9 protein-coding genes are annotated in these 11897 nt (G+C 63.1%); 1 reads left to right on the top strand and 8 read right to left on the bottom strand.

Annotated features, from left to right (window positions below):
- Window positions 1-11: 11 nt before the first annotated feature.
- From ASG86_RS08470 to ASG86_RS08450, 5 genes are all read right to left on the bottom strand, one after another.
- On the bottom strand, window positions 12-1349 hold the full coding sequence (locus ASG86_RS08470) for a hypothetical protein (RefSeq protein ID WP_056332479.1): 1338 nt from the start codon (window positions 1347-1349) through the stop codon (window positions 12-14).
- 91 nt (window positions 1350-1440) lie between these two features.
- Window positions 1441-2373 (bottom strand): hypothetical protein, encoded by a 933-nt coding sequence (locus ASG86_RS08465; protein WP_235565138.1) that lies wholly within the window; start codon window positions 2371-2373, stop codon window positions 1441-1443.
- A 246-nt stretch (window positions 2374-2619) separates the two neighbouring features.
- Window positions 2620-3690, bottom strand: a complete 1071-nt coding sequence (locus tag ASG86_RS08460) for a Gfo/Idh/MocA family protein (protein WP_056332476.1) — start codon at window positions 3688-3690, stop codon at window positions 2620-2622.
- A 124-nt stretch (window positions 3691-3814) separates the two neighbouring features.
- Entirely contained in the window at window positions 3815-4519 is a 705-nt protein-coding gene (locus ASG86_RS08455; RefSeq protein WP_056332474.1) for an ABC transporter ATP-binding protein, read from the bottom strand.
- Between the two features lie 2 nt (window positions 4520-4521).
- Window positions 4522-5949, bottom strand: coding sequence for an ABC transporter permease (locus ASG86_RS08450; RefSeq protein WP_056332473.1), 1428 nt, complete (start codon window positions 5947-5949; stop codon window positions 4522-4524).
- Between the two features lie 493 nt (window positions 5950-6442).
- On the opposite strand from ASG86_RS08450, the gene ASG86_RS08445 reads away from it, so the two are divergent.
- Window positions 6443-7687: a pectate lyase family protein gene (locus ASG86_RS08445; protein ID WP_235565137.1), complete on the top strand. Its 1245-nt coding sequence runs from the start codon at window positions 6443-6445 to the stop codon at window positions 7685-7687.
- 78 nt (window positions 7688-7765) lie between these two features.
- Here the strand turns inward: ASG86_RS08445 and ASG86_RS08440 are convergent, their stop codons facing one another.
- The 3 genes from ASG86_RS08440 to mmsA are packed head-to-tail and all read right to left on the bottom strand — an operon-like array spanning window position 7766 to window position 11803.
- On the bottom strand, window positions 7766-8869 hold the full coding sequence (locus ASG86_RS08440) for a substrate-binding domain-containing protein (RefSeq protein ID WP_056332472.1): 1104 nt from the start codon (window positions 8867-8869) through the stop codon (window positions 7766-7768).
- 45 nt (window positions 8870-8914) lie between these two features.
- Window positions 8915-10198 (bottom strand): multiple monosaccharide ABC transporter permease, encoded by a 1284-nt coding sequence (mmsB, locus tag ASG86_RS08435; protein WP_056332469.1) that lies wholly within the window; start codon window positions 10196-10198, stop codon window positions 8915-8917.
- A 45-nt stretch (window positions 10199-10243) separates the two neighbouring features.
- Window positions 10244-11803 (bottom strand): multiple monosaccharide ABC transporter ATP-binding protein, encoded by a 1560-nt coding sequence (mmsA, locus tag ASG86_RS08430; protein WP_056332467.1) that lies wholly within the window; start codon window positions 11801-11803, stop codon window positions 10244-10246.
- Window positions 11804-11897 lie beyond the last annotated feature (94 nt).

Here is an 11897-nt window from a genome sequence, read left to right as displayed (position 1 = left end):
CCTTGATGTTTCTAGGAGACCTTGCGCTTGCGGAGCATCAGGAGTCCGCCTGCCAGGAGCAGCAGGGCCAGGGGAACCAGCGATCCGTCCCAGCCGGTGTTGGCCAGGCCGGTGTGGGCAGAACCCGTAGTGGCAAGGGCAGGGCTGCCGCTGGCCGGAGTGCTGCGGGGTGCAGTAACCGTGGCGATGGCTCCGCTTACCGCGGTGGAACCTGCCGGGGCCGCGGTGAAGTTGCCGCTGCCTGCGGTGCCGTCGTTGCCGTTTGCGGAATCATCGCCGGTAGTGGTGCCGCCGTTGCCGGCAGGGTCACCTGAACCCGGGGTACCGGTACCTGGGGCACTGGTTCCCGGATCAAGCGTGCCGGTGTCCCCGCTGGTACCGTCTCCCGGATTGGCGGTTCCAGGGTCAGTGGTGCCGGGTGCGTTCGTGCCCGGGGTGCCGGTGCTGCTGTCACTACCGAGTCCGATACCCAGGTCAACGCCCAGGTCCACAGCAGCATCCAATCCGCCGGTTCCTGCAGTTCCGGTACCCAGACCAGCTCCAAGGTCAACCACTGCGTCGACTCCACTTGCCGTATCACCGTTGGTGACACCGCCAATGGCGAGGTCGAGGGCTGCATCAACCGTGGTGCCAAGCCCAGTGGTATCACCGGTCGTGATGCCGCCGAGGCCGAGGTCTACGGCTGCGTCGGCGGTGAGGTCTGCGGTGGTGGCGTCCGTGGTCCCCGTGCCGGTGCTGCCGAGGCCGAGGTTGACGTCCACTGCGGCTGCCAGGTCGGTGGTGCCGGTGGTGGCGGGGTCGGTAGTGACGTTGCCGAGGCCCAGGTTTACGGCCGCGTCGGCGGTGAGGTCTGCCGTGGCGGCGTCCGTGGTCCCCGTGCCGGTGCCTCCCAGGCCGAGGTTGACGTCCACTGCGGCTGCCAGGTCGGTGGTTTCGGTGGTGGCGGGATCGGTGGTGATGCCGCCGAGTCCGAGGTTGATGTCGGCTGCGGCTGCCAGGTCGGTGGTTTCGGTGGTGGCGGGGTCGGTGGTGATGCCGCCGAGGCCGAGGTCTACGGCTGCGTCAACGGCGAGGTCTGCCGTGGTGGCGTCCGTTGCCCCCGTGCCGGTGCTTCCCAGGCCGAGGTTGACGTCCACTGCGGCGGCGACACCCGTTGAACCGGCCGGCGTTGGGTCACCCAGCATGCCCAACGACGTCGACTCAGCGGGTGCCGCCGCCGAGATGAGGGCGGAGGCGGAAAGGTCCGTCCCGCTGGTGGTGTCCGCTGCGTTCGCAGCAGCGCAACCGAAAGCCAGAAGGCCGCCGGCAAAGAGGGTGCTCAGCAGCCCCCTGCGAAGAGTGCAGTTCATGATGGATACTCCTGAAAAGTTGAGGTTGTTCGGGCGCAGGTCAGCTGCCCGTAAAGCCACGTGCTGCCCAATATCGGGCACCGTGCCTCAACTAGTCAGGGGAAGAACCGGGGTCGAATGACACCGGCGCGGGAGCGTGTTCAGTCGCCCCAATGGCGGGAACAGCGCCCGGACGTTCAAAACCAAAGCCGAAACGGCTAAGCCATGCCACGGCACCGGACGGGCCGCCGGACGACCCACCACTCCCCGCACCCGATGCCGGGGCAGGAACCTGGGCAGGCAGCGGGGCCGGGTCAACCGGAAGGGGCTGCTCATAAGACGGGTCAGAGGGTACAGGCACTGCAGCCCGCAGGCCGGAAGTGCCCGCCAGGACTGCAGCACCTGACGCTTCCGACCCCGGCTTGCTGCCCGTAACCTGCACTGCTGCTGACGGCTCCGCGGGAACATTCGGTTCCGCGGCCGTCTGGGGTACATCTGGAAGTGCTTCCACGGCTGCGCTCTGGCCTGCCGCGGAATCAGGGATTACGCCTTCAGGAAGTCCCACAGGCACCGCGTCTACGGGCGGATCCGGAAGCGGGAGGGGCAGCTGGGCGGTGCCGGTCAGGAGGTCAGCAACGGGTTGGAGCACCGGCTCGAGTACCGGAACGGCCTCGGCTGCAGGGGTTACAACAACCTCCGCCACCCCGGCCGTCACGCTATCGGCAAGCTCAACAACAGGGGCGGAGGCCGCGGAAACAGTCCCCGCCGGAGCCACCTGGTCTATCACGGGAACGGCGGCAATCAGGTTGTCTGCCAGGCCGGAAACCGGGGTTACCACAGGCTGCAACAAGCCGGGCCCTGCAGCAGCCCCGGCCGGAGAACTTGCGGCAGCCGGCGAAACCGTGTCCGCAACATCCTGGACCAGCGATGAAACTGAGCTGGTGGCGCTGCCGAGCAGCGACGAGGTGTCAGGACCGGAGTCGGCGGATGCTCCCGTTGACGAAAGCGTCAGCCAGGAAACTGCGGCTGCTCCGGCAAGGATCATAGGGCGCAGGGCACGCCATGGCGAACTCGTTCGAGCCATGCGTACCACCCCCCAGTGATCAGTGCAATCGATGTTGCCTAGAGCCTATGACCGGAAGTCGCTGCAAGTCCAGACTTCGATAAAGAGATTTTACAAATGGCGCGAAAAAGCGCGCAACGTGTCACGGGCGAAAGCAGGAAGTCACATGCGTGACTGTCCTGCGAAAGCCGGGCTTGCCGCCGTCGTACTTCCTTGCGGCGTGCGCCACTAATGGCCGTCGTTGGGGTAGCTCACACCGAGCTGGGCGCGGACGCCGTCGAACAGGCGCATGGTGTTCAGGGTGTCCTCAAGCGGCATGACCGGACTTTCCGTCAGCCCCTGCTGGACACACCGCATGACTTCGCGCAGTTCGTATGCGTAGCCCTTGCCCACCACCTCGAAGGTTTCCGTCCGGCGGTCTTCCCAACCTTTGGTGATGATGAGCTCACGGGGGTTGTTGATGGAACCGACGCTCTGCAGGAAGCCCAGGCTCCCCGCGACGGTTGCCGTGCGCGGACCGTGAGCCAGGAGCGAGGAGGTGAGCTGCACCTGGGCTGCGTGGCTGTACCCAAGGGTCATGGCGTTCTGCGCGTCCACGCCGTCATCGTTGACAAAGCCGGTGGCGCTGACGGTCTGGGGAAAGCCAAGGGTGCCCAGCGCCCACAGGAGCGGGTAGACGGACAAATCCAGCAAGGCGCCACCGCCGTCCTTCCGGGCCCACAGCCTTGCTGTGGGGGAGTACGGCGCCGGGAATCCGAGGTCCGCGGTGATCCAGTGGATGTCTCCCAGTTCACCCGAAGCTGCGATCTGGAACGCCCGCTGCATCGAGGGCAGGAACCGGCTCCATACCGCCTCCATGAGGAAGAGCCCCCGGCTGCGGGCGAGGTCGATGAGCTCCGATGCTTCACGGGCGTTGATGGTGAAAGCCTTCTCGCAGAGCACATGCTTGCCGGCGTTAAGGGCGGCAAGGACAATCTCGTGGTGCTGTGCGTGCGGCGTGGCGACGTAGACGACGTCCACGGCGTCATCGGCGAGCAGCCGCTGGTAGCCGGGAACACCGCCGTCGTCCCCGTAGGCCTTTGCAAAGTCATAGGCCACTGCAAAAGCGTCGGCAGTGTCCTGTGTCCGGGAGCTGACCGCATACAGTTCGGCGTCTTCAAGCAGCGCGAGATCCTGCGACACGGCGCGGGCGATGCTGCCCGTTGCGATGATTCCCCAACGCAGGCGGGCACCGGTGGCAGAACGAGGATCCTGGTCGGGTTGGCTGGAAAGCCATGGCGTGGCGATGGGAGCAGTCATAGCTGCAATCCTGTCACAGCGGCGGGGGAGGCACGGGGAACCTCCAGCGGGACGGCCCAAGAGACCAAGAGGGGCCAAAGATGGGACGGGATTGTCCTCATCCTTTGGCCCTCTTGGACTGGTGTCAAACGTTGGCCGCCACCGCCCTGCCCCGGACCGGCTCCTCCGTCAGCTTGCCCTGCTGCAGGCGGAACCGGCGGTCCGTCTTGTTGGCCAGGGCCCGGTCGTGGGTGACCACCAGGATGGTGGTGGCATGGTCGCGGCTTAGCGAGCTGAGGAGCTCGATGATGTGGTCACCGGTCTGCTCGTCGAGGTTGCCCGTGGGCTCATCGGCGAGGATCAGCTTGGGCTCGTTGGCCAGCGCCCGGGCGATGGCCACACGCTGCTGCTCCCCGCCGGAGAGCCGGTTAATGCGCCGCCCGTGCTTGGAGGGATCCAGCTGGACCTGCTCCAGCAGCTCCCCGGCGCGCTGCGCCCTGGCCGCCTTGCGCACTCCGGCGAATTCCATGGGGAGCATGACGTTGTCCACTGCGGACAGGTTGGGAATCAGGTTGAACTGCTGGAACACGAAGCCGATGTCCCGGCGGCGGTACTCGGTCAGCTTTGCATCGGGCATGCCGGCCAGGCTGACACCATTGACGACGACGTCTCCGCTGGTGGGTTTGTCCAGTGCGCCAAGGAGGGACAACAGCGTGCTCTTGCCGCTGCCGCTCTTGCCCACGATCGAGGCCAGGGTGCCCTGTTCAAGGACGAAGCTGACGTCGTTGACCGGTTTGATGGTGCGGTCACCGGAGTTGAAGGTGCGGACCAGGTTCTGGACTTCAATCATGGCTATTCTCCTCGCAGGACTTCGATGGGACGGATGCGTGCCGTGAGCAGCGCGGGAACCAGGGCACCGATAATGGCGACGCCGAACACGGCGGCGATGCCACCGGCAATAACTCCCGGTGAGGCGGTGGCGGTGACCGAGTTCAACAGCTGGGAAGCGCCGCCAAAGGGTCCACCCTGGCCGCCCGGGAAGCCGCGGCCTGTGGTGGCAGTGGTAGTGGTGGTGTTGCTGCTGATCAGGGCGGAGGCGATGCCGCCGCTGGCGAACGATGCGATGGCGGCGCCCACGGCGCTGCCCAGGGCTGCCAGGACCAGGGCTTCGAGGACGAACTGCAGGCCGATGGTGCGGTTGGGCGCGCCGATCGCCTTCAGCACGCCGATTTCGCGGCGGCGCTCGCGGACCAGCATCACCATGATGAGCAGGATGATGAGCCCGGCGGTGCCCAGGGCGGCGACGAACGCGATGAAGGAGATGTTCTTGACGCTGTCCAGGGAGCTGACCGCAGTCTGCAGGTTCTGGCCCTGGGTTACGTCAGCCTTGTCCGCGCCAAGGGCTGTTTGCAGAGCCGTCTTGGTGGTGGCGACGTTGTCCATGGAATTGACCGTGACGATCATGCTGGACAGTTCTCCGGGCGTGCCGGCGAGGGCCTGGGCGCTGGGGAGGGTTACAAAGACGGCGTTGTTGCCGAAGGTGGTGCCGGCGTCGAACAGGCCGGAGACCGTGTAGGTCTGATCATTGATGGTGAAGGTGGATCCGACGGTGAGGTTGTTCTTCTCCGCCAGGGTGGTGCCCAGCAGCGCGGCCGTGGAGGCCGCCGTGTAGTCGCCGAGTCCGGAGCCCTGGGTGATGTTCAGTGCCTTGCCAGTGGTGTCCACCCCGGCGCCGATGCCGGTGGCCGTAATGGGCAGGGACCGTACGGGCTGCTGGGTGGTTCCCGCAGCGCCCGCGGTTCCGTTGGCCTGCTGGTTGCGGTTGCCAAGGGTGCCTGCATCCACGGCCGCCGTCAGGCTGGTGGTCAGCGTGGCGGCGGCCTGGGCGCCGGGGCCGCCCTGCCCGGCTTGGCCTCCGGGCCCGGTTTGGCCGGTCTGTCCAGTCTGCGCAGCGGCCTGTGCGGCGGCTTCAGCGGCGTTCCGCAGGCGTAGTGAGGAGGTCCCGACGACGGCACTGACGTTGGGCACACCGGCGGCCGTGGTTGCCTGGTCGGTGGTGAGCGGCTCACCGCCGCCTTCGAAGCCCTGCCCGCCGGCGGGGTTGACGGTCAGGACGGTGCCGACGGAGGCATTGAGCTCCTGGACTTTCGCCCCGACCGCCTGGTTGGCCACCAGCATGGCCAGGGCAAGGCCTATGGCGACGGCCAGCACCGCGACAACTGCTGCGGTGCGGACCTTGTTTCTGAAGGCATTGCCTACGCTTCGGGCAAGAACACTCACGTTACTCCTATGACTCAGGTGCCGGCGCGGAGGGCCGGCTTCGCGTCAACCCTCGCCGGACATCCTGTGCAGGAGTCCGGGCCAACCTGTGCCTGCACTGTGAAGTGCTATTGACAGGTTTGTCACAGGAGGACTAGATATTAAGAGCCTCCTCAGAAAGCGGTTTCTAATGACGAGGCGTAACCCATTCGATGCACCACGTACCAAGGCATGTGGTCTAGTTCGCATGCCGGAAACCAGGCCAATGACGTCCATGAAAAGGATTCGAACCTTCCTATCAACGCGGCAATTCCTGCCGCGTGTCGCCGCGATTACCACTTCTGTTGCCTGCGCGCTGGCCGTCGGACTTGCCGTGGCAGTTCCCGCCCCGGCAACCCCGGCGCCTACTGGCGGCGGCATCATTCGTGGTGATGATGCCGCACCCACTGGATGGGCCGCCGTCGGAAACGGTACCAATGGCGGCGCCGGCGCACCTGCAGCAAACACATACGAGGTGAGCACCCTTGTCGAACTGAAGGTTGCGCTGGCCAATCATGGCGATCCGATGGCACCAAAGGTGATTTACGTAAGCGGCACCATTAACGGAAACGAGACACCGGACGGCCGGATCCTCGGGGAGCAGGATTACGCGCCTGGATACGACATCACCAAGTACATGTCCTGCTTCGGGCCGGAGGGCAAGGTGTGGAGCGACCAAACTTTCGATTACTGCAAAAAGCAGCGCCAACTGCGCCAGACGGGCAGCAACAACATGAAGCGGCAGATCGAGGTCAGCATCCCCAGCAACACCACCGTCGTTGGGGTGGATGGCGGAGCCGGATTAGTTGGTGCCAACATCGTGATCCTTAACGCCTCGAATGTGGTCGTACGAAACCTCAACATTGAAGCGCCCGTGGACTTCTTTACCACCTGGTCTCCCGACGACGGTGACGGAGCCTGGAACGCACGCTTCGATGCCGTGTCATCCGTGACCTCCAACCATGTTTGGATAGACCACGTCCAACTGTCCGACGGCAGGTTCCCGGACAGTGAGGCGCCAATGGGCTTCCGCGGCAAGCCCGCAAACCGGCACGATGGACTGCTGGACCTGAAGGACGGCACCGATTTTGTCACCGTTTCCAACAGCAGGCTGTCCAACCACGACAAGACAATGCTCCTGGGATCGGGTGATGAGCACGTGGACAAGGACGGCGGAAAGCTACGTGTCACTTACATCGGGAACCTATTTGAGAACATCCAGCAGCGTGGGCCGCGCGTGCGCTTCGGCGAGGTCCACGTGGTCAACAACTACTTTGCTGGCAGCACGGAGCATCCTGACTACCCCATGATCAGCGAGGGGCAGGGCGGTCACAGCTACTTCCTCGGCGCTGGATATGAGTCGCGAATCTATTCCGAACGCAATGCCTTCGAATACACCGGACCCGGAGCTGACCAGAGCGTCATGGTCAGCAGCTACAACGGAAACCGCTTCAGCGATACCGGATCCTGGTTCAATGGGGCGGAAGCCGATCTGAACGCCGTGGCCCGTGCGTCCTTTGAGCTACACCGCGCTGAGGCACTTGCCGCTGCGGAAGAGACCGGAACCCCCGCCGCGGACTGGACCGGCTGGGATTTCACTACGGATGTGGGCTGGAACCCTGCCGACGTCTACAGCTACAAGTCGTTCACGACTCCGGAGGCTGTTCGAAATCACGCCCTTCAGTTCACAGGGCCGGCAGTGCTCCGCGTTCAACGCTAGGAAGACGCAGGAATGCCCGGCCCCACGATGGGACCGGGCATTCCGGTTGCCGGGTGTACCGGCTGGTTCTAGAAGCTGTTACTTGATGATCGGTTCGAGGACCGGGTCACCTTTGTAAGCAGTTTTCACATTGGCGGCCGTCACGATGACCGGCTCCAGCAGGTACGCGGGAACCACCTTGTTGCCATTGTTGTAGGACTTGTCATCGTTGACCTCAGGCTTCTTGCCTGCCTGGAGGTCCTTGACCATGGTGATGGCGTGCTCAACGAGCTTGCGGGTGTCCTTGTTGATGGTGGAGTACTGCTCGCCCGCAAGGATCGACTTGACGGACTCCACCTCGGAGTCCTGCCCGGTGACGACGGGAAGCGGCTTGCCGGCGGCCTTCACCGAAGTCAGGACTGCACGGGCCAGAGTGTCGTTAGGGGAGAGGACGCCGTCCAATGACTCGGTTCCGTACGACCCGGTCAGGATGGTGTCCATGCGACGCTGGGCGTTCTCAGCTTTCCAGTCCTGGGTCACAGCCTTTTCAAACGTTGTTTGGCCGGAGAGCACCTTCAGCGTGCCGTCGTCGATCTTGGCTTTCAGGACGCTCATGGCACCGTCGAAAAACACCTTTGCATTGGCATCATCCGGCGAGCCGGCGAGAAGCTCAACGTTGTACGGGCCAGAGGGCTTCTTGGCCTTCATACCGTCCAACAGCGCCTGTCCCTGCAGCTGGCCGACCTTGAAGTTGTCGTAAGCCACGTAGTAGTCCACGTTTTCCGTGTTCAGCAAGAGGCGGTCGTAAGCGATGACCGTGGCTCCGGCGTCCTTGGCCTGCTTGAGCTGGGTACCCAGTTGGGAGCCGTCCAATGCGCCGACGATAACCACCTTGGCGCCCTTGGCGATCATGGCACTGATCTGGTTCTGCTGTTCGGCCACACCATTGTTGGCGAACTGGACTGTGGGCTTGAAACCGGCACTGGAAAGACCGTCGTTGAACAGCTTCTCCGCCAGAACCCAGTTCTCGCTGGTCTTCTTCGGAAGTGCCACACCGATCGCCGAGTCCTGCGGGAAGCCTCCGGCTCCCCCACTGGCGCCACCGCCAGAGTTGCTGGGTTCGGAACGTCCGCAGCCCGTCAGCGCCAATGCTGCGATGGCAGCTACCGCTGCTGCCTTCCCTGCTTTGCCAAACATTCGCATTTCTTGTCCACTTTCTTTTGGGGTGTTGGGGTCAGGAAGTCCTGCTCAGGCTTCCCTGGAAATGGTTTCTCTTGTAGAGGTAACCTCGTCCGGCTGAAGAGGGGTGCCGGGCCCGCTGGAAGGACGGTTGAAGTTCTTCATCATCAATCCGATAATTGACGCCCGTCCCTGCGACTTGTTGTACACATCGATGGCAACTGCCACCAACAGCACCAGGCCTTTGATCATGGACTGCCAGTCAGCGCCGACGCTGAGCAACTGCAGACCGTTGTTCAATACGGCCATCACCAAACCACCGACGATGGAGCCGATGACCGTACCTACGCCGCCGGTCACCGCCGCACCGCCGATGAAGACTGCGGCGATGGCATCAAGTTCCCAACCTGTGCCGTCAGAAGGTCCCGCCGAGGTGGAACGGGCAACGAAGATCATTCCGGCCAGTCCGGCGATGATGGACATGTTCATCATGACCAGGAAGTTGATCTTCTTTGACTTCACGCCGGAAAGTTCTGCCGCGTGGCGGTTGCCACCCACCGCATATACGTGGCGTCCAACGACCGTCTTCGAGGAAATGAAGCCATAAATCAAGACCAGGACAGCGAGAATGAGGCCGGGGATCGGGAAGGAGGTGCCCGGACGGCCAGTGGCGAACAGGTAGGTTGCGTACAGGATTGCGCCGCAAATCAGGACCAGCCTGAGGATGCTCACCCAGGTCTCCGAAACCTCAGCGCCGAGGGCTTTGGCCATGCGCCGGCGCCGGACTTCACTGAAGACCACGAACGCGACCCCTGCAAGCCCAAGGAGGAGCGTGAGGTTGTTGAACCCCGTGTCTGGTCCCACTTCAGGCAGGTAGCCTGCGCCGATGTACTGGAACTCCCTTGGGACAGGAATGGAGTTGGACTGGCCAACAAACTGCTGCGCCCCACGGAAGATCAGCATGCCCGCCAAGGTGACGATGAATGCAGGGATGCCGACATAGGCCGTCCACCACCCTTGCCAGGCTCCGATAACGGCACCCAGGCCGAGGCCTAAGAGGATAGCCAGGTACCACGGGAGGTTCCAGTCCCGCATCGTGATGGCCACCATCATCCCGACGAACGCCGCCACCGAGCCTACCGACAAGTCGATGTGCCCGGCGATGATCACCAGAACCATGCCGATAGCGAGGATGAGAATGTAGGAGTTGCCATTAAAGAGGTTGATGACGTTGCCCGGGGTAAGTGTGATGCCGCCGGTGAGCCACTGGAAGAGAACTATCAGAGCCACCAAGGCAAAGATCATCCCGAACTGGCGGGTGTCACCACCGAAGAGTTTCTTGAGCGCGTTCATTGTTTTGGTCCTTGTATCTGGAAGGTTCTGGAAAGCTCCAGAGGGTTAGGCAACTTTTCGAGTGGTGGAGGTCATGAGCTTCATCAGGCTTTCCTGGCTGGCTTCCTCTTTGTTGAGCACCCCGGTGATGGCACCCTCGAAGATCGTGTAGATGCGGTCCGAGAGACCCAGAAGTTCCGGCAGTTCAGAGGAAATCACGATGACGCCCTTGCCCTGGTTGGCGAGCTCCTGGATGATGCCGTAGATCTCGTACTTGGCGCCCACGTCAATGCCACGGGTGGGTTCGTCCAGGATCAGCAGGTCCGGGTCCGTGAACATCCATTTGGCCAGGACCACCTTTTGCTGGTTGCCGCCGGACAGCTTGGCCACCCCTTCCTGTACTGAAGGGGCCTTGGTCCGCAGTGACCGACGATACTGCTCCGCCACGGCGAATTCCTGGTTGGTGTCCACCACACTGCGTTTGCTGATCTTTTCGAGGTTGGCGGAGACCGTTGTGGTCTTGATGTCGTCAAGCAAATTCAGTCCGAGGGATTTCCGGTCTTCGGTGACATAACCCAGCCCGGCGTCGATAGCTTGGTGGACGCTTTTGAGGGTGACTTCCTTGCCGTTGATATAGATCTGGCCGGAGACGAAATGGCCGTACGACCGGCCGAAGACGGAACGGGCCAGCTCGGTGCGGCCCGCGCCCATCAGCCCGGCGAAGCCGACGATCTCGCCGCGGCGTACAAAGAAGCTGGAATTCTTGCATACCAGCCGGTCCTGGATCTGAGGATGGCCCACGGTCCAGTCCTTGACCTCGAAGAACACTTCGCCGATCTTGGGCGTGTGGTCCGGGAAGCGGGACTCGAGGGTCCGCCCCACCATGCCCTTGATGATCCGGTCCTCGTCCACGCCGTCGGCCTTCACATCAAGGGTCTCGATGGATTTGCCGTCACGGATGATGGTGATGGAGTCGGCGATCTGCTCAATTTCGTTGAGCTTGTGGGAAATGATGATGGACGTGATGCCCTTGGCCTTCAGCCCGAGCATCAAATCCAGCAGGTGCTGGGAGTCGGACTCGTTGAGGGCGGCAGTGGGCTCGTCCAGGATCAGGATCTTCACGGACTTGTTCAGCGCCTTGGCGATTTCCACCAGTTGCTGCTTGCCTACGCCGATCTCCTTGATGGGCGTGTCCGGATCATCCCGCAGGCCCACCCTCGCGAGGAGGTCCAGTGACCGCAGCCTGGCTTCGGCCCAGTCGATCACGCCCCGCTTTGTGGGTTCGTTGCCCAGGAAGATGTTCTCCATGATGGACAGCTCCGGGATCAGCGCCAGTTCCTGGTGGATGATCACGATGCCGGCGTGTTCGCTGGCCCGGATATCCCTGAACTGCTGGACCTGGCCCTGGTAGACGATGTCCCCGTCGTAGCTGCCGTACGGGTAAACGCCGGAGAGGACTTTCATCAGCGTGGACTTGCCGGCGCCGTTCTCGCCGCAAATGGCGTGGATCTCACCGGCCTTGACCCGGAGGCTTACGTTATCCAACGCTTTAACGCCCGGGAATTCTTTGGTGATGGACCGCATCTCAAGGATGATCGGATCCGTCTGCGTGGTCTGGGACGTCATGTTGCCCTAACCCTCCAATGCAATGACTTCTTTGTCCGGCCGGCAAAGCGCAGGGCCGTCTGAACCAAAAGTAAACTGGATCACAGCTGTTGTC

This window comes from Arthrobacter sp. Soil764 (genome assembly GCF_001428075.1).
Classification (GTDB): Bacteria; Actinomycetota; Actinomycetes; order Actinomycetales; family Micrococcaceae; genus Arthrobacter.
The sequence above is the reverse complement of the archived record's forward strand: the minus strand, read 5'-3'. Positions and strand labels throughout refer to the sequence as shown.